This is a genomic window from Methylobacterium sp. J-026 (assembly GCF_022829585.1).
In the GTDB taxonomy this organism is placed as follows: domain Bacteria; phylum Pseudomonadota; class Alphaproteobacteria; order Rhizobiales; family Beijerinckiaceae; genus Methylobacterium.
This window is the reverse complement of sequence record NZ_JAKSYC010000225.1, coordinates 1-21,918: the sequence shown is the minus strand read 5'-3', so window position 1 is coordinate 21,918 and position 21,918 is coordinate 1. Positions and strand designations below refer to the sequence as shown.

The 21,918-nt window shown below is 73.4% G+C and carries 29 protein-coding genes; 7 read left to right on the top strand and 22 right to left on the bottom strand.

Going from position 1 to position 21,918, the window contains the following annotated elements:
- Positions 1-443: 443 nt before the first annotated feature.
- The 4 genes from thiL to MKK69_RS19690 form a co-directional block, all read right to left on the bottom strand.
- A complete protein-coding gene (thiL, locus tag MKK69_RS19705) occupies positions 444-1,439 on the bottom strand; it encodes a thiamine-phosphate kinase (protein ID WP_243970613.1) in 996 nt (331 codons plus the stop codon).
- A gap of 3 nt (positions 1,440-1,442) precedes the next feature.
- Positions 1,443-2,048, bottom strand: a complete 606-nt coding sequence (gene nusB, locus MKK69_RS19700) for a transcription antitermination factor NusB (protein WP_243970611.1) — start codon at positions 2,046-2,048, stop codon at positions 1,443-1,445.
- Positions 2,049-2,059: 11 nt separating this feature from the next.
- The gene (gene ribH / locus MKK69_RS19695) at positions 2,060-2,554 is read right to left on the bottom strand and encodes a 6,7-dimethyl-8-ribityllumazine synthase (protein ID WP_243970609.1); all 495 of its coding nucleotides are present in this window, start codon (positions 2,552-2,554) and stop codon (positions 2,060-2,062) included.
- Between the two features lie 226 nt (positions 2,555-2,780).
- Positions 2,781-3,089 (bottom strand): hypothetical protein, encoded by a 309-nt coding sequence (locus tag MKK69_RS19690; RefSeq protein ID WP_243970607.1) that lies wholly within the window; start codon positions 3,087-3,089, stop codon positions 2,781-2,783.
- A gap of 107 nt (positions 3,090-3,196) precedes the next feature.
- Here MKK69_RS19690 and MKK69_RS19685 point away from each other — a divergent pair, with 107 nt between their 5' ends.
- Positions 3,197-3,460 carry a hypothetical protein gene (locus MKK69_RS19685; protein WP_243970605.1) on the top strand — a complete coding sequence of 88 codons (264 nt, stop codon included), beginning with the start codon at positions 3,197-3,199 and terminating at the stop codon, positions 3,458-3,460.
- Positions 3,461-3,604: 144 nt separating this feature from the next.
- Here the strand turns inward: MKK69_RS19685 and MKK69_RS19680 are convergent, their stop codons facing one another.
- The 3 genes from MKK69_RS19680 to MKK69_RS19670 all read right to left on the bottom strand — a co-directional run bounded on the left by MKK69_RS19680 (position 3,605) and on the right by MKK69_RS19670 (position 5,269).
- Positions 3,605-3,850 carry a hypothetical protein gene (locus MKK69_RS19680; protein WP_243970604.1) on the bottom strand — a complete coding sequence of 82 codons (246 nt, stop codon included), beginning with the start codon at positions 3,848-3,850 and terminating at the stop codon, positions 3,605-3,607.
- 152 nt (positions 3,851-4,002) lie between these two features.
- Entirely contained in the window at positions 4,003-4,428 is a 426-nt protein-coding gene (locus tag MKK69_RS19675; RefSeq protein ID WP_243970602.1) for a hypothetical protein, read from the bottom strand.
- Positions 4,429-4,510: 82 nt separating this feature from the next.
- Positions 4,511-5,269: a CDP-diacylglycerol diphosphatase gene (locus tag MKK69_RS19670; protein WP_243970600.1), complete on the bottom strand. Its 759-nt coding sequence runs from the start codon at positions 5,267-5,269 to the stop codon at positions 4,511-4,513.
- A 96-nt stretch (positions 5,270-5,365) separates the two neighbouring features.
- On the opposite strand from MKK69_RS19670, the gene MKK69_RS19665 reads away from it, so the two are divergent.
- The 4 genes from MKK69_RS19665 (at position 5,366) to MKK69_RS19650 (ending at position 8,413) form a co-directional block, all read left to right on the top strand.
- The gene (locus tag MKK69_RS19665) at positions 5,366-5,737 is read left to right on the top strand and encodes a hypothetical protein (protein WP_243970598.1); all 372 of its coding nucleotides are present in this window, start codon (positions 5,366-5,368) and stop codon (positions 5,735-5,737) included.
- A gap of 218 nt (positions 5,738-5,955) precedes the next feature.
- Complete coding sequence (locus tag MKK69_RS19660) at positions 5,956-6,486, top strand: MucR family transcriptional regulator (RefSeq protein WP_243970596.1); 531 nt, start codon at positions 5,956-5,958, stop codon at positions 6,484-6,486.
- A 99-nt stretch (positions 6,487-6,585) separates the two neighbouring features.
- The gene (locus MKK69_RS19655) at positions 6,586-6,846 is read left to right on the top strand and encodes a hypothetical protein (protein WP_243970594.1); all 261 of its coding nucleotides are present in this window, start codon (positions 6,586-6,588) and stop codon (positions 6,844-6,846) included.
- 88 nt (positions 6,847-6,934) lie between these two features.
- Positions 6,935-8,413: a protein adenylyltransferase SelO gene (locus MKK69_RS19650; protein WP_243970619.1), complete on the top strand. Its 1,479-nt coding sequence runs from the start codon at positions 6,935-6,937 to the stop codon at positions 8,411-8,413.
- Positions 8,414-8,429: 16 nt separating this feature from the next.
- Here MKK69_RS19650 and MKK69_RS19645 read toward each other — a convergent pair whose 3' ends face one another.
- A complete protein-coding gene (locus MKK69_RS19645; protein WP_243970592.1) occupies positions 8,430-8,645 on the bottom strand; it encodes a hypothetical protein in 216 nt (71 codons plus the stop codon).
- Between the two features lie 192 nt (positions 8,646-8,837).
- Between MKK69_RS19645 and MKK69_RS19640 the strand changes: the two genes are divergently transcribed.
- Complete coding sequence (locus tag MKK69_RS19640; RefSeq protein WP_243970590.1) at positions 8,838-9,746, top strand: ABC transporter substrate-binding protein; 909 nt, start codon at positions 8,838-8,840, stop codon at positions 9,744-9,746.
- 30 nt (positions 9,747-9,776) lie between these two features.
- On the opposite strand, the gene MKK69_RS19635 is transcribed toward MKK69_RS19640, so the two are convergent.
- The gene (locus MKK69_RS19635; RefSeq protein ID WP_243970588.1) at positions 9,777-10,316 is read right to left on the bottom strand and encodes a YceD family protein; all 540 of its coding nucleotides are present in this window, start codon (positions 10,314-10,316) and stop codon (positions 9,777-9,779) included.
- Positions 10,313-10,888 carry a ubiquinol-cytochrome C chaperone family protein gene (locus MKK69_RS19630; RefSeq protein ID WP_243970617.1) on the bottom strand — a complete coding sequence of 192 codons (576 nt, stop codon included), beginning with the start codon at positions 10,886-10,888 and terminating at the stop codon, positions 10,313-10,315. The genes MKK69_RS19635 and MKK69_RS19630 overlap by 4 nt, the downstream gene beginning before the upstream one ends.
- 191 nt (positions 10,889-11,079) lie before the next feature.
- Here MKK69_RS19630 and MKK69_RS19625 point away from each other — a divergent pair, with 191 nt between their 5' ends.
- On the top strand, positions 11,080-11,577 hold the full coding sequence (locus MKK69_RS19625; RefSeq protein ID WP_243970586.1) for an outer membrane protein assembly factor BamE: 498 nt from the start codon (positions 11,080-11,082) through the stop codon (positions 11,575-11,577).
- Here MKK69_RS19625 and MKK69_RS19620 read toward each other — a convergent pair.
- The 12 genes from MKK69_RS19620 to MKK69_RS19565 form a co-directional block, all read right to left on the bottom strand.
- Positions 11,514-12,233: an HAD hydrolase-like protein gene (locus MKK69_RS19620; RefSeq protein ID WP_243970585.1), complete on the bottom strand. Its 720-nt coding sequence runs from the start codon at positions 12,231-12,233 to the stop codon at positions 11,514-11,516. The genes MKK69_RS19625 and MKK69_RS19620 overlap by 64 nt on opposite strands.
- 1 nt (position 12,234) lies before the next feature.
- A complete protein-coding gene (locus MKK69_RS19615) occupies positions 12,235-14,148 on the bottom strand; it encodes a PAS domain S-box protein (protein WP_243970583.1) in 1,914 nt (637 codons plus the stop codon).
- 166 nt (positions 14,149-14,314) lie between these two features.
- Positions 14,315-15,406 (bottom strand): alkene reductase, encoded by a 1,092-nt coding sequence (locus MKK69_RS19610; RefSeq protein WP_243970581.1) that lies wholly within the window; start codon positions 15,404-15,406, stop codon positions 14,315-14,317.
- A gap of 286 nt (positions 15,407-15,692) precedes the next feature.
- Positions 15,693-16,541 carry a YgfZ/GcvT domain-containing protein gene (locus tag MKK69_RS19605; RefSeq protein ID WP_243970580.1) on the bottom strand — a complete coding sequence of 283 codons (849 nt, stop codon included), beginning with the start codon at positions 16,539-16,541 and terminating at the stop codon, positions 15,693-15,695.
- Between the two features lie 104 nt (positions 16,542-16,645).
- Positions 16,646-16,900, bottom strand: coding sequence for a hypothetical protein (locus MKK69_RS19600; RefSeq protein WP_243970579.1), 255 nt, complete (start codon positions 16,898-16,900; stop codon positions 16,646-16,648).
- A 159-nt stretch (positions 16,901-17,059) separates the two neighbouring features.
- On the bottom strand, positions 17,060-17,503 hold the full coding sequence (locus MKK69_RS19595; protein WP_243970578.1) for a TIGR02301 family protein: 444 nt from the start codon (positions 17,501-17,503) through the stop codon (positions 17,060-17,062).
- On the bottom strand, positions 17,500-17,973 hold the full coding sequence (locus MKK69_RS19590; protein WP_243970577.1) for an NUDIX hydrolase: 474 nt from the start codon (positions 17,971-17,973) through the stop codon (positions 17,500-17,502). Before MKK69_RS19590 ends, MKK69_RS19595 begins: the two co-directional genes overlap by 4 nt.
- A complete protein-coding gene (locus MKK69_RS19585) occupies positions 17,970-19,121 on the bottom strand; it encodes a hypothetical protein (protein WP_243970576.1) in 1,152 nt (383 codons plus the stop codon). The genes MKK69_RS19590 and MKK69_RS19585 overlap by 4 nt, the downstream gene beginning before the upstream one ends.
- The gene (locus tag MKK69_RS19580) at positions 19,118-19,840 is read right to left on the bottom strand and encodes an SDR family NAD(P)-dependent oxidoreductase (RefSeq protein ID WP_243970615.1); all 723 of its coding nucleotides are present in this window, start codon (positions 19,838-19,840) and stop codon (positions 19,118-19,120) included. Before MKK69_RS19580 ends, MKK69_RS19585 begins: the two co-directional genes overlap by 4 nt.
- Positions 19,841-20,105: 265 nt before the next feature.
- Complete coding sequence (locus MKK69_RS19575; RefSeq protein ID WP_243970575.1) at positions 20,106-20,330, bottom strand: hypothetical protein; 225 nt, start codon at positions 20,328-20,330, stop codon at positions 20,106-20,108.
- 80 nt (positions 20,331-20,410) lie between these two features.
- Complete coding sequence (locus tag MKK69_RS19570; RefSeq protein WP_243970574.1) at positions 20,411-20,854, bottom strand: DMT family transporter; 444 nt, start codon at positions 20,852-20,854, stop codon at positions 20,411-20,413.
- A gap of 46 nt (positions 20,855-20,900) precedes the next feature.
- Positions 20,901-21,344 (bottom strand): DMT family transporter, encoded by a 444-nt coding sequence (locus MKK69_RS19565; protein ID WP_243970573.1) that lies wholly within the window; start codon positions 21,342-21,344, stop codon positions 20,901-20,903.
- Positions 21,345-21,918 lie beyond the last annotated feature (574 nt).

Below are 21,918 nucleotides of genomic sequence, written 5' to 3'. Positions count from 1 at the left end.
GGCGGTTATCGGGTGCGGGCCCCGCGTGCGGCGGATGAGGGCAATGCGCGGGTGCGAGGGCGTCTCCCTCCCCCCTCTGGGGGGGGGGGTGGCCCGCGAAGGGGGTCGGGGGAGGGGAGCAACGGTGCAGAATGGGCCTGAGCGCATCATGACGGACCCCCCCTGTCCTGAAGCCGCGCTCCCCTATTGCGGGACTTCGTCCGGGCCCGACCCGGCGGGGGGGGGGCGCATGTCATCTCTGGAGCAGGCCTGAAGTTCAGCCGGAGCGATACAAAACCCGATGTGTGAATCCGGTCGCCGCTGCGGGGGAGGGAGCGCGCGCGGGGCCGGCCGTTGCCCGCATCCGGAAGTGATATGTGACCGTCCTAGGGCTGCGGGAGATGGCCGCTCGCCGGTGTCGCGCCGCGGCGTGACGGCGCCAATCGGGCCGCGCGGGTCCGGCCTCAGAAGTGGCTGAAGGCCCCGGTGGCGAACACGCGCGCAGCCCCGTCGCCCGACTCGAAGCGGGGCGGGCCGTCGCCCGCGGTGACCGTGCCGATGGCGGTGAGCGGCACCCCGGCCGCGGCCGCATCGACCCGGAACGCGTCGAGTCCCTCCGGCGCCACCGTGCAGAGGATCTCGTAATCGTCGCCGCCGGTCAGGACCGTGTCGATCAGGTCCGGCTCCGCCGCGCAGGCGGACCGGGCCGCCTTCGAGAGCGGCACCGATTCCACCGCGATCCGGGCCGAGCGGCCGCCACCCAGCATCTTGGCGAGGTCGCCCGCGAGGCCGTCGGACACGTCCATGGCCGCGGAGGCGTGGCGGCGCAGGGCGGGCGCCGCGGCGAGGCGGGGGCGCGGATGGAGGTAGCGGTCGGCCAGCGCCGCCCGCAGCGCCGGATCCAGGCCGGCCGCCCAGGGCGCCGCCGGGTCCAGGCGCAGGCGCAGGCCGAGGGCGGCGTCGCCGATCGTGCCGGTGACGCAGATCCGGTCGCCGATTCGGGCATGGGTCCGCCGCACGATCGCGCCGGCCGGCACCTCGCCGACCATGCTGATGCCGATCAGCGCCGGCCCGCCGGAGCGCACCGTGTCACCGCCGAGCAGCGGGCAGCCCGCCGCAGCGGCTGCCGTGCCGAGCCCGGCCGAGAAACCGGCGAGCCAGTCCTCCGTCCAGTCGTCGGGCAGCGCTAGGGTCAGCAGGAAGCCGCGCGGGACCGCGCCCTTGGCGGCGATGTCGGAGAGGTTCACGCCGAGCGCCTTGCGGGCGATGGAGGCGGGCGGATCGTCCGGGAAGTAGTGGAGTCCGGCGACCACCGCGTCGGCGGTGAGGACGAGGTCGTGGCCGGGGGACGGCGTCAGGGTGGCGGCGTCGTCCCGGAGCCCGTCCGCGCCCGGCCCCGCCAGGGGGGCGAAATAGCGGGCGATCAGCCCCTCCTCGGAGGAGCGGGCCGGGCCCGACACGGGTCAGGCCTTCTCGGCGGGCGGCCGCGCGGGGAGGGGCCTGGACGAGCCCGGCTTGCCGGACTCCTTGCCGGACCCCTTGCCCGAGCCTTTGGCGGCCGCGACCTCGCCGGGCCGGACCTCCCGGGCGACCCGGTCGAGCACCGCGTTGACGAGGCCCGGCTCGTCGGCGGTGTAGAAGCTGTGCGCCACGTCGACGTATTCCGAGATCGCCGCGCCCACCGGCACGTCGGGCCGGAACATCAGCTCGTAGGCCCCCGCCCGCAGGATCGCGCGGAGCACGATCTCGATGCGCCGGAGCGGCCAGCCCTGGGCGAGCGCCTGGTCGAGCTTCTGGTCGATCGCCCGCTGCTCCGCGACGGTGCCGCGCAGCAGGTCGCGGAAGAACGCGGTCTCGGCCTGGGGATGGACGATGCCGTCGATCTCCCGGCCGATCCAGAACGCCTCGAACTCGGCCAGCGCGTCGAGGACGCCCTTGCCGGAGATATCCATCTCGTAGAGCGCCTGCACGACGGCGAGGCGGGCGCCGGTGCGCGGGCTGATCGTCGCCGTCCCGGGGGCCGCGCCGGCGGCGGCGCCCTCCGGCGGGGTGTCGGTCGTCCCGGTCATGTCGGTATCCGTCATCGCGGGCGCACCACCTCGGCCGCGCGTTTGAGGGCGAGCACGCCGAGGGCCGCCTCGGCCGCGCCGCCGCCCTTGTTCATCTCGGCCACCCGGGCGCGGGCCAGCGCCTGCGCCTCGGTCTCGACGGTGAGGATGCCGTTGCCCAGCGGGATCCGGCGGTCGACCGAGAGGTCCATCAGCGCGCGGGCGCTCTCGCCGGCGACGATGTCGTAATGGCCGGTCTCGCCGCGGATCACGCAGCCCAGCGCCACCACGGCGTCGTAGGGCACCGCGTCGAGCAGGATCGCCACGGTGGCGGGGATCTCCAGGGCCCCCGCCACGGTGACCACGGTGGCGTGCGCCGAGGCGGCCGCGATCGCCGCGCGGGCGCCGGCCAGGAGTTCGTCGGCGATCGCCTCGTAGTAGCGCGCCTCGACCACGAGGATGCGGGCCCCGGCCAAGGCCGGATCCTGGGGCTTCGGCGCCGTGTCGGCGCGGGTATGGGCGACCATGGCTCTCGTCCGGCCGGACTATCGGGGGGCAGGCGTGCGGTGCGACGGGCGCCCGCATGGGTGAGGACGGTTAGACCGAAGCGGCCGGCGCCACAAGCGGGGCGCGGCGGTGACCCGCCGGTGGAGGATCCGCGCCGGGTCGGGCGTAAGGCGCGCGCCTCTGCCCCGGTGGACCACCCCCCGTCGGACCGAGGGCGCCGCCCCGGGACCTTCGCGTCCCGCGGCCTCAGGGGCCGTCGCCGGCCTCCGGGGCCGGATCGGGGCCGTCGATGGACCTGGCGAGTTCGGTCAGCACCTCCTCGACCATGGGCGGCCAGGGCGCGTTCTCATCATCCATCAGCCGCGCGGCGCCGACCAGGGCGGCGATCTGCTCCTCGTAGACCGGCCGCCCGACGAGTTGCGCGTAGCGCACCCGGGCGGCGAGCGCCGTCGCCAGGCGCTGGACCTCCGCGAGCTTCGCGTTCGGCGTGCGGATGCCGTCGCCGTTGCCCATCCCGTCGCCCCCTTCCGACCGTCGCTCGTCCTCATAGGCCATGGCCGGCGCGCCGTCAGGTGGCCCCGTGCCGAACCGGCCGGCGGGAACTTCCGGCGTCCGGAGGCGTCGGTTCCACACACAGACGCTTGCCGTTTCAGGAGCTTCCCATGCGTATGTCGACGATCTTCGCGGTGACCGCGGCCCTCGCCCTCGGCTCCGTGCCCGCCTGGGCGGATCCCGCCAGCGAGACCGGCACCGGCGGCGGCCCGACCTCCACCGCGAAGGCCCCGCACACCGCCGCGACCGGCCAGACGGTGCCGAATCCGGGTGCCCTCAACCCGAAGGAGACCGGCAGCATCGATCGGCGCAGCGTGAACGAACGGCAGGACGACGCGATCACCCGCGGCATCTGCATCGGCTGCTCGCGCTAGCGCGTCGTCCCGAAAGCGCGCGCACCGTACCGGGCCTCAGTGTCCGGCACGGTGCGCGCGTCCCGGCGCCGCGTCCCACGGCTTTGGGCAATCGGACCGGCGGCGCGGGTTAGGCGCCGGCGACCCGCGGCAACCCGGGCTCGCTCAGCTCTCGGCCCGCAGGCTCTTCACGATCCGGCCCGCGATCTTGCGCACGGCCGCGTCGTCCCGCGCCTCGCCCTCGGCCTTGTCCCAGAGGTGGTCGAGGCTGGCGTCGAGTTCGTCCAGCAGTTCCGGATGACGCTGGGCGAGGAAGCGGATCGTCCCGAACAGCAGGTGCTCGGTTGCCATCTCGCGGCGGCGGGCCTCGACGACTGGGTCGAGGGGCGGCGTGGGGGTGTGGTCGGTCATGCGGGCCCAACGATCGGTCGGCGGTCCGGTTCGGCACGGCCGGCGCGGTGCGACGCCGCAAGAGACGGGTGATCGGTCACGGACAGCGAAGGCCACCGCGCCCGGTTGGCCGGGCCCGCCGGGCGCACGGGGGTCGACGCGTGATCCGGCGCTCAGCGGCGCAGGGCGCCGATCCAGGCGGTCAACGGCTCCACGAAGGCCGCCCAGGTCCGCGACCAGACCGTCCCGGGCCGTCCGTCCTCGGCCGGGCGGCCGGACATCAGGGCCGCCACCAGGGCGTCCTCGCTGGGCTTGCACTCGTCCAGGGCGTTGCGCTCGTTCCCGGCGCGGCTCTGCCCGGCGGGCTGATGCGCCGCGGAGTCGCGCAGGCAGCGGTGCCAGGCCCGTTCCAGCGCGCGCGGGTCGGCCGGATCGGCCGCCGCGTTCGCGCCCGCCGGGACGGCGGTCACGAGGAGGAGCGCGCATAGGGCCGGGACCACGCCCGGACGCGTCCAGCCCGGGAGCCACCGAAAACCCTTGTCGTGACGCGCCCGTCCCCGCCGAACCGTGATCCAGGTCGACGGAGAGCGCGTGAACACCGTCCTGCGCATCCCCGTCCTATGCCCCAGGGCCGGGCCGTTCGGACAGAACGGATCGGCAACAGTGGCGCGCGCTCGGCGGTCAGCTGTCCCGGCGCGCGCGGGCCGCCCGGCAGCCGTGATCCATCAGTTCCTCGGCGCTCGCCTCCGGCATCCTGTAGGCGAGGACGATCATGCCGGCCCGCTCGTCGTCGGGGTCTGCCGCGACCGCCGCGAAGCTCGCATCGTGCAGCCGCCCCCGCCAGCCCGGCACGCGCGCCAGGGCCTCGAACGGGTTGAAGCCCTCGACCGCATCGGCCGGCACCCGCAGGGCGAGATAGCGCTCCTCCTCCAGGGGGACGGGGAACGGGGCCCAGCTCTCGCCGACGGCCGGGCCATGCGCCTTCAGGGCCGCCGTGACGCTGCGGTGCAGGCAATCGAGATGGATGTGCAGCTGATCCTGGCTGCGGCCCCCCACCGAGTTCACCTCCAGGCCGACCGCCGCGACCGGCAGGCGGCCCGGGAGGGCGTCCGACACGAAGTGCCGCGCGTCGAGCGCCGCCCGCCAATAGGCGGCGCCGCGGGGCCCCTGGAGCACTGGCGCCTCGATTCCCGACACGTTGTCGGTGGGCATCACCACCGTATGGGTCGGCTGACCCGGCGCGCGCAGCACCGCCGTCCCGGGCCGCACCCCGTCACCGAGATCGACGGACAGGCAGGGGAAGCTCCGGCCCGCGGCCTTCTTGGCGAGGACGCAGCCCTGCAGCGCGACCCACAGCACGTCGCGCACCGGGTTGGCCGCGTCGGCGGCCGGCATCGACGTGAAGGCGAGCAGCGTCGCGAGGACCAGCATTCGGCGCATGAGCAGGCTTTCCGGTCCTCGGCGGCCGTTAAGCGACAGGCAACGGCTCGCGGACATTGTATGCCGAAGCCGTCAGTATGAGGTTACGGAACGTCGATGCTTCGATTGGACACGCAGCGGCTCGTCCTGGTGCGCATCGCCGCCTGGATCCTGGTGGCCTTCATCGCCGCCGTCACCCTGGTGCCGATCGGCCTCCGGCCGGTGGTGACGGCCAATCCGAGCCTCGAACGGATCGCGGCCTACGCCCTGGCCGGGATGCTGATGATGGTGGGCTATCCGCGGCACCGGTTCCAGATCCTGATCGGCAGCGTGCTCCTCGCCGGCGCCCTCGAGGCGGCGCAGACCCTGACCAGCACCCGCCACGGCCGGGTCGAGGACTTTTTCGTGAAGGCGGCCGCCGCGCTGGCCGGCGTGGTGGCGGGTCTCGCCGTCGCGGCCCTGCGCCCCCAGGGCCGGGCGAACGGGTAGGCACCTGCCCGAGCCCACGTGCGGAGGCGGGACCCGGTGGAACGCGCATTCCCATTGTAACCGAGTTTATCCAACGCCGACGCCGCCATTGACTTATGTTATTATTTTTGGTTGAGCCGGTATATAACGACCAGGATCAGTTATAATCGATCAGGTGTGCCCTTGACTAATGGCAAGGGACGCCACGTTCATGGTGTACTCCCGCGAGAGAGGCGCCGATGGAAGACACCACATCAATCCCGAACCATGACCAGATCGATTTCGTCGAACTGACCGCCGACATCGTCTCGGCTTACGTGGCCAACAACTCCGTCCCGATGCCCGACCTGCCGACGCTCCTCTCCGGCGTCCATGCCGCGCTGACCGGGTTGGGCCAGGGCTCGGCCCCGGCCGAGCCGGACTTCAAGCGGCCGACGCCCGCGCAGATCAAGAAGTCGATCACGCCGGACGCGCTGACCAGCTTCATCGACGGCAAGCCCTACAAGACGCTGAAGCGGCATCTCACCGGCAACGGCATGACGATCGAGCAGTACCGCCAGCGCTACGGCCTGCCGCCCGATTATCCGACGACGGCGTCGAGCTACTCGGCGATGCGCGCCGAATTCGCCCGGAATGCCGGCCTCGGCCACAAGCGGAGGGGTTCGGCCGCCAAGCACGCCGACGCGTCCGAGACCGTGGCGGCGTCGCCGGAGGCGGCCGGCAAACCCGCCAAGGGCCGCAAGACCAAGAAAGCCGACGCGCAGGTCTGAGCGCGTCGGACCGGCGGTTCCGGAGGGGGCCGGGGCAGCCCGCGGCCGGAACGACGCGGGCGGCCGGCCGTTGCCTCCCCGAATGCCAAGGAGCCCCGCTTGAACCGAACGATCCTCGCCCTCCTCCTCGCCGCCACGACCGTGGTCGGGCTTCAAGCAACGGCCCGGGCGCAGGACCGGACCGGTTCCGGGGCGGAGCCGAAGACCGAAACCGCGGTCAAGCCGGACGCCGACACCCACGAGCCGGGCAAGACGGCCACGGACGCCGTGACCAACCCCTCCGCCGTGCCGCCGACCGAGGGCGCGGTCGGCACCGGCAAGCCGCCGGCCACGCAACCCCCGTCGGCGCCGGGTCGATAGGCCGCCCCGCGCGGGCCGGGATCGGTCGCCCCGCGCGTGCTGGACGGTGGCCGCGCTTGTTCGCGGGGCGGCCGCTCCATAGATGCCGATCATGATGTCATTCCCCTTCGACAACAGCTACGTCCGCCTGCCGGAGCGCTTCTTTGCGCGCCGGGCGCCGACGCCGGTGGCGGCCCCCCGCCTGATCCAGGTCAATCGGACGCTCGCCGGGGAACTCGGCCTCGATCCGGATTGGCTGGCGGGCCCCGAAGGCATTGCCGCGCTCGCGGGGAACGGCATCCCGCCGGGCGCCGACCCGGTCGCCACGGCCTATGCCGGCCACCAGTTCGGCCAGTTCGTGCCGCAGCTCGGCGACGGCCGCGCCGTCCTGCTCGGCGAGGTGGTGGGCCGCGACGGGCGCCGCCGGGACATCCAGCTGAAGGGCGCGGGCCCGACGCCGTTCTCCCGGAGCGGCGACGGGCGTGCGGCCCTCGGGCCGGTGCTGCGCGAGTACCTCGTCAGCGAGGCCATGGCGGCGCTCGGCATCCCGACCACCCGGGCGCTCGCCGCGGTGGCGACGGGCGAGCCCGTGATGCGCGAGACCCCGCTGCCGGGCGCGGTGCTCACCCGGGTGGCGGCGAGCCACATCCGGGTCGGCACCTTCCAGTTCTTCGCGGCCCGGGGCGACGTCGAGGCGCTGCGGGCGCTCGCCGATCACGTCGTGGCCCGGCACTATCCCGAGGCGGCGCAGGCCCAAAATCCCTACCGGGCGCTGCTCGACGGCGTCATCGCCGCCCAGGCGGCACTGGTCGCGCGCTGGCTGCTCGTGGGCTTCGTCCACGGGGTGATGAACACCGACAACATGTCGGTGGCCGGCGAGACGATCGATTACGGGCCCTGTGCCTTCCTGGACGCCTACGATCCCCGGACGGTCTACAGCTCCATCGACCGGGCCGGGCGCTACGCCTACGGCGAGCAGCCGCGCATCGCCCTCTGGAACCTGACGCGGCTCGCCGAGACCCTGCTGCCGCTGCTCGCCGACGACGAGACCGAGGCGGTCGCCGCCGCCGAGGCCGCGCTCGCCGGCTACGCGCCGCACTTCGAGGCGGCCTATCACGGCGGCCTCGCCCGCAAGATCGGTCTCGGCGACCTCCGGGAGGGCGACGCGGCGCTGGCGGGCGACCTCCTGCGGCGCATGGCCGAGAACCAGGCCGACTTCACCCGCACCTTCCGGGCCCTGTGCGAAGCGGCGGAGCGGCCGGCGGGCGACGGCGCCGTGCGCGACCTGTTCGTCGACCCCACCGCCTATGACGATTGGGCCCCCCGCTGGCGGGCGCGGCTGGCCGAGGAGGCCCGCGATCCGGCCGAGACCGCCGCCGCGATGCGGGCGGTCAATCCGGCCTTCATCCCACGCAACCATCAGGTCGAGGCAATGATCGCGGCCGCCGTCGAGCGGGCCGATTTCGCGCCCTTCGCGGCGCTCCTGGCGGTCCTGGCCCGACCCTACGCGGACCAGCCGGACCAAGCGCGCTTCGCCGAGGCGCCGGAGGGCGGCGGGGTGGGCTACCGGACCTTCTGCGGCACCTGACGCGCCTGGGGCGCGCTCAGGCCTGCGGCCAGGTGTAGATCTCGTGGACGCTGCCGTCGGTCCGGAACCAGTGCACCCGGGTGGCCGGGTTGAAGCCATGATCCCGATACGAGGTGGCGATCACCGACACGAGCGAGGCCGCCATCGAACGGTCGTGGATGTCGTAGGCCAGGAGCTGCGGTGAGCCCCCGTCGGTTCGGGCAAGATCGCGGACGAAGATCGAATACGACATGTCGCTGACTCGGCTCGATCTGAAACAACCTTTCCCTTCATATATCGCCAGGATCGCGGCCGTTCATTGCAGCCTCGTGTAAAGGTTAAGGGATATTCATCGGATTTCGACGATTTGATTGAACCTTCGCCAACCGGTATCCGCTTCAGGCCGCGGGCAGTCCGGGCGGCGCGGACAGGAGGGGTCGGGCCGATGGCGAAGCGGATCCTCGCGGGGCTCGTCGCGCTGCTCCTCGCCCTGTCCGGCGCGCGGGCGGGCGCCGTCGTGGTCGCCTCCAAGCTCGACACCGAGGGCGGGGTTCTCGGGAGCATCATCCTGCAGGCGCTGAACGCCCGGGGCATTCCGACAGTGGACAAGACCCAGCTCGGGGCCACGGCGATCCTGCGCCAGGCCCTGCTGGAGGGCCAGATCGACATCTACCCGGAATATACCGGCAACGCGGCGTTCTTCTTCGGCCGGCCGGACCTCCCGGTCTGGAAGGACGCGGCGGCGGCCTACGAGACCGCCCGGACCCTGGACCTGAAGGCCAACGACCTCGTCTGGCTGACGCCGGCCTCGGCCAACAACACCTGGGCGATCGCGGTGCGGGCGGAGATCGCCGAGGCCGCCGGCCTGCGGACCATGAGCGATTTCGGCCGCTACGTGGCCGGCGGCGGGGCGATCAAGCTCGCGGCCTCCACGGAATTCGTGAGCACTCCGGCCGCGCTCCCGGCCTTCGGCCGGACCTACGGCTTCGCGCTCCGACCGGACCAGCTCGTCATCCTGGCGGGCGGGGACACCGCCGGCACGATCGCCGCGGCGGCGCGGGGTACCTCGGGGACGAACGCCGCCATGGTGTTCGGGACCGACGGCAGCCTCGCCGCCGCCCGGCTCGTGGTGATGGATGACGACCGGGGCGTCCAGCCGGTCTACCAGCCCGCGCCGGTGGTCCGGGGGGCCGTCCTCAGGGCCCATCCGGAGATCGCCCCGGCGCTCGACCCGATCTTCCGCGCCCTCGACCTCGTCACCCTGCGGGACCTCAACGGCCGCGTGCAGCTCGGCGGCGAGCCGGCCGCGTCGGTGGCGGCGGATTTCCTCAGGCGGAGCGGCTTCGTGCCCTGAAGCCGCGGGGTCGAGGGGGCGGACCGGCGCTCAGCCCCCGCCGTCGCGGAGCCTGCGCAGCCCGGCGAGGGGGCCGGCGTCGTCGCCCGCCACCACTGGCTCGAAGGCGATGCCGGGCTTGCGCGGATACGGATCCAGCCCCAGCGCCAGGAACTCGGCGGTGAGCGCGCCGAAATCGATCCGGCCGCCGACGAGGGGGTCGGGGATGTCGGCATCCTCGGCATCGGTGCCGGCGAGCTGGTCGGTATCGGTGAAGACGACCTCGACCGGTTCGCTGACCGGCCCCTCGAACGGTTCGAGGCTGACGGTGCAGACCTGAGTCACCAGGGCCTCCACGGTCCCCGTCACCGTGAGGCGGCTGGTGGAGCCGGTGATCGCGAACCGCCCGACCAGATCGCGCAGGCCGGGGATGCCGAAATCGGCCGCGAGCGCGGCGCACTCGGCCGGGCTCGCCTCCACGGTGACGGCGCCGCGCCCCTGGGGCAGGCGCTCGACATTGACCCAGCGCACGAGCGGTCCGCTGTCCCGCACGCCGTCTTGGGCGATCTCCCGGCGGCTGTCCCGGCTCATGCGATGCCTCCCGTCGATCCTCCGGCCGGAACGGCCGCCGCGGTGATGCCGTCCGGCTCTGGAAACGGTGGCCCGGCCCCGAGCAGGCCGTCGAGGTCGGCGCCCGACAGTTCCGCGTCGGCCGCCTGCACGTAGGCGGCGAGGCCCGCCCCGTCGCCCGCCCCGCCGAGGACGTTGCGGACCAGCGCCGCGCGCAGGGCCTCGCCGTCGCCCGCGTCGAGGGCGGAATCGTAGCCCGCGGCCCGGCCGTAGAAGGCGGCCCCGAGCTTCTTCATCCGCTTCGCCACGCCCATGTCGCCGACGCCCAGCTCGCGCAGGGACGCGTCGAGCTGGGTGAAGACGGAATTCACGAGATCCTGCGCCACCTCGGCGGCCGGCTCCGGCAGCCGGTTCAGCCGCCGCAGGACCAGGATCGCGTGCAGGCACAGGGCCTCGAAGCGGCCCTCCACGGTGTCGGGCACGCCCAGGCGCGTATAGAGGCCCGGGCGGCGGGCCGCCATGCTCAGGGCCAGGTGCAGCCCCTCCACGGCGCGGCGCCGCGCATGCGCCCGCCTGAACAGCCGCGCGATCATCGGTGCCACGCCCCGTTGGGGTGCCCCGCCCCGATGGGGTGCCACGCCCCGGCGGCCTGTGGCCAAGCTTGCCTTGTCAAAGCCATAACCCCGCGGTACGGCAACCCACGCCCAGGGCGCAAGCGTCGTCGGAGTCCTGTGCCGGCGGTGTCGGTCGCGCCCCGTCCGTTCACACGTTCTCTGGGGGCCCGATGCGGCGCCGTCTCGTTCAGTCCTTCGCGCGCCTCGCCCTGGTCGGCCTTGCGGGAGCCGGGCTGTCCGGCTGCATCGGCGAGGAGCTGCGCCACGGCTACCAGGTCGATCAGGCGGCCCTCGCCACGATCAAGCCGGGCATGAGCCCCGAGCAGGTCCTGCAGATCCTGGGCACGCCCTCGACCGTGTCCACGGTGGGCAACAAGTCCTGGTACTACATCTCCCAGAACACCCGCCGGACGATCATGTTCATGGGCGAGCAGGTCGAGGACCAGAAGGTCACGGCCGTCTACTTCACCGCTGCCTTCAAGGTCGAGCGTGTGGCGCTCTACGGCCTCCAGGACGGTCGGGTGTTCGACTTCATCGAGCGCACCACGCCCACCAGCGGCGCCGATCGGGCCTTCCTCAGCCAGCTGTTCCGCGGCCTGACCCGCTACGAGCCGTTCGGCAGCGGCAACGGCGCCAGCGTCGTGCCGGGCGCCAACCGCGGTATGTGAACCGGAGTGCCCGCCAGCAGGCGGGCGATCTCCGCAGGTTCCGAGAACAGGTATTCGGGTCCCTGCGCCGCCAGCGCCTGCGGGTCCGTATAACCCCACGCCACCGCGCCGAACGGGCAGCCAAGGGCCCGGGCCGCCTCTAGATCGCGGATCTCGTCGCCGATGCACAGGGCCTGCGCCGGCGCCACGCCCCGGCGCGCGAGGAGCCGCCGCAGCCGCCGCGCTTTGCCGAACAGTGCCGCCCCGCAGGCATAGGTGTCGATGAGGGCCGTATTGTCCGGCCCGAGCACCCGTCTGACCGTGTCGGCGCGGTTCGACGACAGGATCGCCATCGGCACGCCGGTCCGCGCGAGGCCGGCCAGCATCTCGGGCACGCCCGGAAACAGCGCGATCTGCGCCGCGTCGCGGGCCGCCAATGTGTGCATGTGGCGGGCGATGAACGGCAGCTTCCAGCGCGGGATGCCGAGATGGGCCACGATCGCGCGGGCCCCCTGGAGGCGTAAGCCCTCGACCTCGTGCGCCTCGACCTGTCGGAAGCGATAGCGCGCGGCGACACCGTTCATGACCGAGCAGAACCAGTCGAAGCTGTCGGCCAGCGTCCCGTCGAAGTCGAGCACGACGAGGCGCGGCCCGGCGCCGTCCATCCGACCGGCCATCTCAGGCCCGGAGGTTCTCGATCGGCACGCTGAGCCGCATCAGGAGGCCGCCGGGGGCCCAGTCGTGCTCCAGCACGCCGTCGAGCTGGCCGGCGACGCTGCGCTCGGCCAGGACCGTGCCGAATCCCTTCCGGGAGGGCGCGCCGGTGACCGGCGGCCCGCCCGCCTCCTGCCAAGTCAGCGTGTAGCGCCCCGCCTCCCGGCACCCGCTCAAGGAGACGCCGCCCGCCTTGGTGGAGAGGCCGCCATACTTCATGGCGTTGGTGGCCTGCTCGTGCATGATCAGCGCGAGGGCGGTGGCGGTGCGCTCGCCGATCTCGGCATCGTCGCCGGAAATCGCCACCCGCGCCTGTCCGCCCTCCTCGTAGGCGGCCATGATCAGACGCATCAGGCCGAGCACGGTCTGACCCGCCACCGCGGGGGCGCTGTCGGGGGAATGCGGCCGGACGTATTCGTGGGCCCGCGCCAGGGCGCCGAGCCGCTCGCGGAAGGCCTTGGCGAAGGGCTGGGCCGCGGGATCGCTCCGGGCGGTGAGCGCGGCGAGGCCGCCGACCACGGCGAAGATGTTCTTGATCCGGTGCGACAGCTCTCGGATCAGCAGGTCGCGGGCCTCCTCGGCGCGCTTGGCCTCCCGGAGGTCGCGGGTGACGGTGGCGTAGCCGACCTCGGTCCCGGTCGGGTCGCGCACCGGGAAGATGTTGTAGAGGACCGCCACCGGCTCCCCCGTGCCGAAATGCCGGAAGGCCAGTTCGCCCTCCCAGAACCCGTCCCGGCGCATCGCCGGCATCACGGTCTCATCCAGGATGCGGCGGCTGTCCTCGGTGAAGAAATCGGGGATCCGGTGCCGGCGGGCGACCGCGAGATCGGGCAGCCCGACGAGGGACAGGGCCGCCTCGTTGAGATGGGTGATCTCGCCGTCGAGCGTCGAGAGGCCGATGAAGTCCTTCGAGGTCTCGACGATGGCGGCGAGCTTGCGCGCCTCGGCCTCGGCCCGCTTCAGGTCGTCGATGTCGGTGCAGGTCCCGAACCAGCGCTCGATCTGCCCGGCCCCGTCGCGGATCGGCATGGCGCGGCCGAGCGTCCAGCGATACGCGCCGTCGCGATGGCGCAGGCGGTACTCGATCTCGTAGGGCTCGCCGGTGGCCAGCGAGTGGCGCCAGCGTTCCCAGGCCAGCGCCTGATCGTCGGGATGGAACATGTCGTTCCAGCCCTCGCCGTCGGTGGAGCCGTAGGGCACGCCGGTGAACTCGTACCAGCGGTCGTTGTAGTAATCGTGGAACCCGTCGGGCCGGGTGGTCCAGACCATCTGGGGCATCGCCGAGGTCATCACCCGGAAGCGGCGCTCGCTCGCGGCGACCTCCGCCTCGCGGCTCGCCACCTGGGTCAGGGTCCGGCGATGCTCCAGGAGGTTCGAGATCTGGCGCGCCAGGGCGGCGAGCGTGGCGGTCTGATCCGAATCGAGCCCCTCCGACCGCGGCACCCGATCGAGCACGCACAGGGCGCCGAGCGGGACGCCGCGCTCGCCCCGGATCACCGCGCCCGCGTAGAAGCGGAAACCCTCGGGTCCGGTCACCAGGGGGTTCTGGATGGTCCGGGGATCGGCGGTCAGGTCGGGGATGACGAGCAGCGCCCCGGCCTCGATCGTATGGGCGCAGACCGAGCAGTTGATCGGCAGCTCGCGCTTGCCGAGTCCGACCTCCGACTTGAACCATTGCCGCTCGGCATCCACCAGGCTGACGAGGGCGACCGGCGCGCGGCAGACATAGGCGGCGACCCGCACGAGATCGTCGTAGAGCGGCTCCGGCTCGGTATCGAGGATCGCGAGGTCATGCAGCTCCGCAAGCCGATCCGCGGTGCTCCAGGCGCCGACTGTCGGTTCGAGGGCCGCGATCGCGTGAGGTGCCGGCAGATCCATGTCCGGCTCCAAATAGGGGCCTCGGGCGCAGCTGCCTAGATGTGACCGCATAGGACCGCCGCGCCTTCAACCGGCGCGGTGATCGTCCCGGGCCCGGGGCGCCCGGAGCCGTCCCCGCTCCGATCGCGATTGGGAACGGCTCCGAGCCTTTGCTTTGGCGCGCGCCCTACGCGGCGCGGGCCTCGCCGAGGGTCGGATAATCGACGTAGCCCTCCGGGCCCTGGCTGTACCAGGTGGCGGCCTCGTCCTTGGCGAGGGGGGCGCCTGTGGCGATGCGCTCGACCAGGTCCGGGTTGGCGATGAAGGTCCGCCCGAACGCGATGGCGTCGGCGTCCCCGGCATCGAGCGCCTTCTGACCGCTGATCCCGTCGTAATCGGCGTTCAGGATCATCGGATTGCGGAACACGCGCCGCATCGCCGGGGCGATCGGCGGATGGTCGGCCTTGCCAAAGGTGCCGTCGGGACCCGGCTCGCGCATCTCCAGGAAGGCGATGTCGATATCGGCCAGCGCCTGGGCGGCGGCCACGAACAGGGGCTCGGGATTCGAATCGTTGCAGCCCTGGATCGCGCCGTTGGGCGACAGACGCACGCCGGTGCGCTCGGGGCCCGCAACCTTGGCGACCGCCTCGGTCACCTCGCGCAGCAGCCGCACGCGGTTCGCGATGGACCCGCCGTACTGGTCGGTGCGGTGGTTGGTGCCGTCGCGCAGGAACTCGTCGATCAGGTAGCCGTTCGCGGCGTGGATCTGCACCCCGTCGAAGCCGGCCGCCAGGGCGTTGGCGGTGGCGCGCTCGTAATCGGCCAGCAGCCGCGGGATCTCGGCGACCTCCAGCGGACGCGCCTCGGCATAGGGCTTCTTGCCAGAATAGGTGTGGGCCTGGTCCGGGGCCGTGGTGGCCGAGGCCGAGACCGGCTTCTCGCCGCCGAGGAAGTCCGGATGGACCAGCTGGCCCATATGCCAGATCTGGCAGACGATCTTGCCGCCCCGGTCATGCACCGCCTTCACGATCGGCCGCCAGGCATCGACCTGGGCGTCGGACCAGATCCCCGGCGCGTAGGGCCAGCCGAGGCCCTCTTGGGAGATGCCGGTGGCCTCGGTGAGGATCAGGCCGGCGCCGGCGCGCTGGGCGTAATACTCGGCCATGATCGGGGTCGGCACGTGCTCACGCGTGCCGCGGCCGCGGGTGAGCGGGGCCATGAAGATCCGGTTCTTCGCCTCGATGGCGCCGACGCGGATCGGGTCGAGCAGGGACGGCATGGGATACCTCGTTCTGGTGCGGCGCGGGCCGCATCCGGTTCGTTCCGGCGCCGAGGTGGCGTCGCGGCGCGGTGATGCCAAGGTGCACTGCAGCATCGCGGGTCGGTCCGTGCGCGAGCGCACGTCTCGGCAGAGCGGGATCGGCCCGGCTTTTTCGATCTGCGGTGTGCCGCGTCGCCCCGTAGCGGCCGCAGTGCGGCGGGGTCCAGGCACGAACACCCGGCTGCTTCTGGACGCCCGGATCCGGATGGGCCGGGCGGGCGGTGGAAGCCTGTCCGTTAAATCCTCACCCCGCCCTGGTCGCCGCCTCCGGCATCGGGAAGGTCGCGTAGGCGGGCCGTTCCAGCCTCACGGGATGCTCGCCCGCCCGCGGCGTCTCGCCGGCGTCACGCGCATCGCCCAGCCGGTCGATCCGGACCAGGGCGAGGCCGCGCGGGCCGGCGACGCTGCCGGTGGTGCCCAGGACCTTGCCGCCCGCCGTGATCTCGGTGCCCGGTGCGGGAACGCCGTCCGGGTAGGCGGCCGCCAGGATGCGAGTCCGGGCGGTGCCCCGGTGCTGCATCCGCGAGACGACCTCCTGGCCGACATAGCAGCCCTTCCGGAAGTCGACGCCGCCGAGCTGGTCCATCAGCGCCTCGTGCGGGAACGCGTCGCCGAAGGCGTAGTCGCGCCCGCCCTCGGGGATGCCCAGCGCGATCCGGTGCGCGTGGTAATCGGCCTCCGCGGCATCGGCCGAGAAGGCGCCCGCGGCGGCGTAGAGCCGCGCGCCGAGATCGGGGTGGCGGGAATCCGCGACGGGCTCGGCCGCCGCCGGAGCGGCGCCGTCCCAGGCGACCGCGACCGCCACGGTGGGGTCGGCGGCGATCACCGCCTGGGCCCGCAGGCGGTAGAGCGTCAGGCGCTTGGCCAGATCCGCGGCCCGGTCCACCGGCAGGTCGAACCGGAATCCGTCCGGGATCCGCGAGACGAGGAAATCGAACAGGATCTTGCCCTGCGGCGCCAGCAGGGCCCCGAGCCGCGCTTCTGCGGGCTGGAGCGTCTCGACGTTGCAGGTCAGCACGCCCTGGAGCAGCGCGGCGGCGTCCGGGCCGGTGACGGTGACGAGGGCGCGGTCCGGCAGCAGGGCGACGGGCATGGCAGGCGGTTCCTTACGCGACGGGGGCGGTCCGGCGTGCCGGCCCGCGGAGCCGGGAGGTAAGCGCTGCCCGCCCGCGCCTCAACCGCCCGCGCTCCGGGTCTTCAATGCTGGAGGGTCGTGGTGAAGGCACCCCCGCGGATGCGCTCGGGGAAGCCCTCCGCGTAGCGAGCCGTGGCCTCCTCGCCGTAGGTCATCACCAGTTCCTGGAAAGCGGCGAACAGGGCGGCCTGCGCCATGCAATCCCCGTCGAGCCCGTCGAGACAGCCTTCCGCGAACGCTTCCGAGACGTAACTCAGCGCGACGCGCTTCTCCTCGACATCGACCTCGACGGGGGCGGTGTGAGAGATGTGCTGCATGACCCGATACTTCCATTGCGCCGGGCCCAGGACCCGGCGGACACAACGGATGATAAGCAGGTCCCGGCGGCTCGGCCAGCCGGGAATTTCGGATCGGTTAACGCGAGGGCTCAAATCTGATGCTTCGCCGGCATCGGCGCCGGGTGTGTCGCCCCTGCATCACCCCCCGAAACGCCCGGCCAGGGCATGCGACAGCCGGTCGCCCTCGGCCACGTAGCGGGCGGCCGCCTCGTGCGCGGCCGGGGTGCAGACCCGGTAGGTCAGCGCGTAGCCGCGATAGCCGCGGTTGTAGGCGCCGGCCAGCCGGTCGCGGCGGGCGGGCGTCACGCCCTCGGATTCGATCAGCGCCTTCATCCGGGCCGGCCAGTCGGCGGCGTCGGGCGCCGCGCAGAGGCCGCGCAGGAAGGCCAGGGCGCCGATGACCTCGGACATACGCATCAGGTCGCGGTCATACGGGGCAGGGACGTCGGCGGGGGCGTTCGCCTCCTTGGAGGCCTCCTTCGGAGCCTCCTTGACGGGGGCGCGCCCTGAGCGCTGCTGCGCCTGTGCCGGCCCGGCGAGGAGCGCGAGCAGGCACAGGATCGTGGCCGCCGGTCGCCTCACGCCGTCGCCCCCCCGTCCCGGCGCCGCGCCGCGACCCGCGCGAAGGCCTCGCGCAGGGTGTCGATCAGTCCCGGCGTGGTCGAGAGGGCGGCGACCTCGGCGAGGCTCGCCCAGCGGGTGCCCAGGGCCTCGGGTCCGGCCACGGGCTCGCCGCCGCACCACAGGGCGGCGTGCGGGTGAACGACGTAGTGGTGCCGGGCGCGGCCGGCCTCGTCCCGGACGATGATCTCGGTGGGCGCGAGCACGCCGACCATTTCGGCCGTCAGCCCGACCTCCTCGGCCAATTCGCGCAGGGCCGCCGCCGCCAGGGATTCGCCGGCCTCCACGAGGCCGCCCGGCAGGGTCCAGACGCCCCGCATCGGCTCGTTGGCCCGCGCCGCCAGCAGGACGCGATCCTCCCGGATCACCGCGATCGACGCGCCCACGAAGGGCCGCGCCGGGAACAGCCGGCTCTCGGCCTCGGCGCTCACGGCATCCCCCCGTCCGGGGCGACCACGGCCACCCGGCCGTCGGCGAGCCCGACCACCAGCCGCGCCGCCGCCCCCTCGCCGAGGACCACGATGCCGGTCGCGGCCGGGGCGGGCAGGGGCACGCGCAGCCGCGCATGCAGGCCGCCCCTGGCGGTCACGAGGGCGATCTCGGAGCGGCCCGCCACCGGCAGGACGAGTTCGGGGACGCCGCCGGCTGGAACCGTGACGGCGAGATCCGCATCGCCCGCGCCGGCCGCGTAGCCCGTTTCCTCTCCGGCGGGCTCGATCCGGTCGGGGTGCAGCGTCCAGAGCTGGAGCGTGCCCCGGGCGCTGACCGTGGCGGCCTGGAGATCGCCGGACCCGGCGAAATCGGCGATGCCGGCGATCTTCAGGGGCGGCCCGGGCTGCGGCGGCGTGCGCGCCGTGACGGTCCAGGTTCCGCCCGCGTCCGGTCGGCCGATCAGCGCGAGGCCGCCCGACTCCGTCCCCGACAGAGTCGTGGCCAGCAGGGCCGGCCGGTCGGCGAGGCGCAGCAGGCGCGGCCGCAGGGGCGCGAACAGGGCCGCGCCCCCCGCCGGCACCGTGACGGTGGCCACCGGGACGGGCTTCGGATCCGTGCTGACCGCCATCGGCTGGCGCTCGCGGATCGTCAGGACGGCGGCGGCCTCGCCGCCATCCGGGGCGCGGGTCCGCCCGGTGAGATAGGCGCTCAAGGGCCCCGAGAGCGCCCGGCGCGTGCCCGGGAGGGCGCCCCGCGGCGTCTCGGCGGCGCTCAGCCCCTCGACCGCCTCGCGGCCGATCGGCCTCACCGTGACGGTGCCGTCCGCCAGGGCGAGCACGGCGCCGCCCGCGTCGCCCCAGACCACGGCGATCGGCGCGCTCTCCTCGTCGCCGGCCGGCCGGCCGACCTTGGCGCCGGCGATCGGCAGCAGCCCGGAGGTCGCCACCGATACGGCGGCCTCGCTCCGGGAGCCGCGCAGGGCGCGCACCGCGAAGGGCAGGTCGAGGATCCGGATCCCGGATTCCGCCCGCGCGGCGACGGGCGCCGCGCACAGGAGCAGGCCCAGGACCAGCGCCCGGCCCCGCCGTCCCGGCGGGGAACCGTCGCCCGCGGCGGCCACGCCCGAGGGGGCACGCGATCCGGTCAAACGTGCTGGCCGCCGTTGATGTGGAGTTCCGCCCCGTTCACGTAGGACGAGGCCTCGGTGCACAGGAAGTAGATCGCCTTGGCGACCTCGTCCGGGGTGCCGAGCCGGCGCTGCGGGATCTGCTCCACGAGCTTCTCGGTGCCCGGCGACAGGATCGAGGTGTCGATCTCGCCCGGGGAGATCGCGTTCACCCGCACCCCGAGCGGCCCGAAATCGGCTGCCATTTCCCGGGTCAGGCCGGCGAGCGCGGCCTTGGAGGTGCCGTAGGCCGCCCCCGCGAAGGGATGGACCCGGGATCCCGCGATCGAGGTCACGTTCACGATCGACCCCCGCGCCCGGGCGAGTTCGTCGCGCAGGCCACGGGCCAGCAGGATCGTGGCGAAGACGTTGACCTGGAACACCCGCTGCCACCCATCGAACTCGGTGGCCAGCGCGCCCAGGCGCTCGCCGTTGGGGCCCTTGGGCGAGATGCCGGCATTGTTGACGAGCGCGTGCAGCACGCCGCCCTCGGCGTCGAGCCGCCCGCGGACCTCCTCGACGGCGCGGACCGTGTCCTGCGCGTCCGCGAGGTCGACCTGGAGATGGTCCTCGGGACCCATCTCCCACGGGCAGTTCTCCGGGAAGGGGTGGCGCGAGCAGGTGATCACCCGCCAGCCCGCGGCCGAGAATCGCTTGACGGTGGCGTGGCCGATGCCCCGGCTCGCCCCGGTGAGCAGCATGATGCGCCGGCGTTCGTTGACGGGGAGGGCCAAAGCCGTAAGCCTCGCTGGCGTTAAGGATCGCGGCCCGCTCGGACGCGGGGCGTGCCGGTGAGGCTCAACGGTCTAGGCGCAGTGGGGCCGGAAATCCAGAGCGTGCCGGGCTCGGGGCGGGGAGGGATGGCGCGCAGACCAGCGCGGAGCGCATGCCTGCGCTCATGCCCGGCCGCTGCCCGGCCCCGGACACCGGCGCCGGGTCGGCGCGGATCGCCGCCCCGTCCGGCCCTCAGCTGATCTGGATCGGCGCGTGCTTGCCGTCATGGGCCGCGCCCGACTCCAGGCTCGTCGTCTCCGCCGCATGCTGCTGGTCCCGCTGCGGCGGCGCGTAATCCGCGAGCGGGCGCCACGGCGCCGCCGGCACGCCCTGGCGGAACCCGCCCGGCTTCAGGAACAGCCATACGGCGACGGCCATCCAGGGGACGACGAAGAAAACGAACGCGGCGATTCCCACGGCGTGCCTCCCGGCGGGGTGATGACGGGGATCAACGCCGCGGCCGCGGATGGGATCCCGCCCGGGGCGGTCGTCGGCCCTCAGAACCGGGCGACCAGGCCGACGCCGCCGATCATCAGGACGCCGCCGAGGATGCGCCACAGGCTGGCCGGGTGGACCTTGAAGCCCACGAGGCCGAAATGGTCGAGCAGGATCGAGGTGATCACGCCCCCCGTGACGATCAGGCCGAGGAAGGCGGCGGCCCCGATCGTCTTGGACAGGTAGAGCTGCGCCGCCGTCAGCCCCGCGCTCATCAAGCCGCCGAGCCATGCCCACCAGGGGACCTGCGCCAAGCGGTCCGCCCCCGGCAAGCCGACCTGCCCCGTCACGAGCATGATCGCCACGATCGTGGCGATGCTGACGAGGAGGCTGACCACGCCCGCGAGGAGGGGCCGGGCGAGGGATTTGGCGAGGCCCGCGTTCTGGCCGGGCTCGATCGCGGTGGCGATGCCCGCCAGCAGGGCGAAACCGTAGAGGAGGAACATGCTCGGATCCTGACTGGGCGGGGCGTGGGATCGTCGGCGGGGCCGGTCAGGACACTGCCACCAGGGCGACGCCCGCAACCATCAGGACGCCGCCGAGGAGGCGCCAGCGGCCGGCGGGACGGCGCTCGAAGCCGACGAGACCGTAATGATCGAGGGCGATCGAGCCGATCACGCCCGCCGTGATGACGCAGCCCAGGAACGGCGCGGCCCCGACCTGCTCCGAGACGTAGAGCTGCGCCAGGACGACCGCGGCCCCGAGGATGCCGCCCGGCCAGGCCCACCAGGGGACGTCGGTGGCGCGCTCGGCGGTCGGCTGGCCGTACCAGCGCAGGATCGCCATGGCGCCGAGGAAGCAGGCCACCGCCAGCGCGAAGCAGAACAGGCCCGCCAGCATCGGCTGCCCGGTCGACTTCGCCAGCGTGGCGTTCTGGCCGGGCTCGATGGCGTTCGCGATGCCGGCCAGCAGGGCCAGGCCGTAGAGATACCACATGGGCGGTCTGTGCTGTCCCGGCGTGGACCCGCCCCTGCGCCGCTGGGCGCGGCCTGGGCAGCCGATGGTCCAACCCGCCGCCGCTCCGGATGACCGCATCGCGATGGCGGGACGACCCGGGACAGATCGCCCCAGGGGCGGCACCGCTCAGGGTTTCGCGCCCCCCGCGACCGGGTCGCGGTCGTCCCGGGTGGGCTTGCCGCGACCCTGCGTCTGGTCTCGGCTCTGGAGCGTGCTCCGGAAGCCGGACGGGCCTTTGCTGCGGCGCTCAGACCGCGCTGCCGGCGTGGCGCGGAAGGGACCGCGGCGCGCGTCCCCGCGCCACCCCCGCCCCTGGCCCCTCCCGGCCAGGGTAACGGTGTTCACGGATCGCGTTCTTGACGGTGCGCCCCCTCGACAGGAAGCTCGGTCCAGAACGGGCACGCGCCCTCCCTCTGCCCTTTGCGGGGGAGGGTGGCCGCCGAAGGGGAGCGGGAGAGGGGAGCGACAGTGCAGGATAGGACTGTGCCCGTCATGCCGGTCGCGCCGTTTTCGGAGCCTGAGTTCCCCTCTTGCGGGACTTCGTCCCGGCCCG

What these genes read in the sequence shown, in the direction of transcription:
- MKK69_RS19670 (WP_243970600.1), bottom strand. Translation starts at nt 5,269, where the DNA reads ATGCGCCGAATGCTGGTCCTCGCGACGCTGCTCGCCTTCACGTCGATG.
- MKK69_RS19645 (WP_243970592.1), bottom strand. Translation starts at nt 8,645, where the DNA reads ATGTCGTATTCGATCTTCGTCCGCGATCTTGCCCGAACCGACGGGGGC.
- MKK69_RS19680 (WP_243970604.1), bottom strand. Translation starts at nt 3,850, where the DNA reads ATGACCGACCACACCCCCACGCCGCCCCTCGACCCAGTCGTCGAGGCC.
- MKK69_RS19600 (WP_243970579.1), bottom strand. Translation starts at nt 16,900, where the DNA reads ATGCAGCACATCTCTCACACCGCCCCCGTCGAGGTCGATGTCGAGGAG.
- MKK69_RS19690 (WP_243970607.1), bottom strand. Translation starts at nt 3,089, where the DNA reads ATGGCCTATGAGGACGAGCGACGGTCGGAAGGGGGCGACGGGATGGGC.
- MKK69_RS19565 (WP_243970573.1), bottom strand. Translation starts at nt 21,344, where the DNA reads ATGTGGTATCTCTACGGCCTGGCCCTGCTGGCCGGCATCGCGAACGCC.
- MKK69_RS19660 (WP_243970596.1), top strand. Translation starts at nt 5,956, where the DNA reads ATGGAAGACACCACATCAATCCCGAACCATGACCAGATCGATTTCGTC.
- MKK69_RS19635 (WP_243970588.1), bottom strand. Translation starts at nt 10,316, where the DNA reads ATGAGCCGGGACAGCCGCCGGGAGATCGCCCAAGACGGCGTGCGGGAC.
- MKK69_RS19605 (WP_243970580.1), bottom strand. Translation starts at nt 16,541, where the DNA reads ATGCCCGTCGCCCTGCTGCCGGACCGCGCCCTCGTCACCGTCACCGGC.
- MKK69_RS19665 (WP_243970598.1), top strand. Translation starts at nt 5,366, where the DNA reads ATGCTTCGATTGGACACGCAGCGGCTCGTCCTGGTGCGCATCGCCGCC.
- MKK69_RS19580 (WP_243970615.1), bottom strand. Translation starts at nt 19,840, where the DNA reads ATGCTGCTCACCGGGGCGAGCCGGGGCATCGGCCACGCCACCGTCAAG.
- MKK69_RS19625 (WP_243970586.1), top strand. Translation starts at nt 11,080, where the DNA reads ATGCGGCGCCGTCTCGTTCAGTCCTTCGCGCGCCTCGCCCTGGTCGGC.
- MKK69_RS19630 (WP_243970617.1), bottom strand. Translation starts at nt 10,888, where the DNA reads ATGATCGCGCGGCTGTTCAGGCGGGCGCATGCGCGGCGCCGCGCCGTG.
- nusB (WP_243970611.1), bottom strand. Translation starts at nt 2,048, where the DNA reads ATGACCGGGACGACCGACACCCCGCCGGAGGGCGCCGCCGCCGGCGCG.
- MKK69_RS19640 (WP_243970590.1), top strand. Translation starts at nt 8,838, where the DNA reads ATGGCGAAGCGGATCCTCGCGGGGCTCGTCGCGCTGCTCCTCGCCCTG.
- MKK69_RS19610 (WP_243970581.1), bottom strand. Translation starts at nt 15,406, where the DNA reads ATGCCGTCCCTGCTCGACCCGATCCGCGTCGGCGCCATCGAGGCGAAG.
- MKK69_RS19685 (WP_243970605.1), top strand. Translation starts at nt 3,197, where the DNA reads ATGCGTATGTCGACGATCTTCGCGGTGACCGCGGCCCTCGCCCTCGGC.
- MKK69_RS19620 (WP_243970585.1), bottom strand. Translation starts at nt 12,233, where the DNA reads ATGGCCGGTCGGATGGACGGCGCCGGGCCGCGCCTCGTCGTGCTCGAC.
- MKK69_RS19615 (WP_243970583.1), bottom strand. Translation starts at nt 14,148, where the DNA reads ATGGATCTGCCGGCACCTCACGCGATCGCGGCCCTCGAACCGACAGTC.
- ribH (WP_243970609.1), bottom strand. Translation starts at nt 2,554, where the DNA reads ATGGTCGCCCATACCCGCGCCGACACGGCGCCGAAGCCCCAGGATCCG.
- MKK69_RS19570 (WP_243970574.1), bottom strand. Translation starts at nt 20,854, where the DNA reads ATGTTCCTCCTCTACGGTTTCGCCCTGCTGGCGGGCATCGCCACCGCG.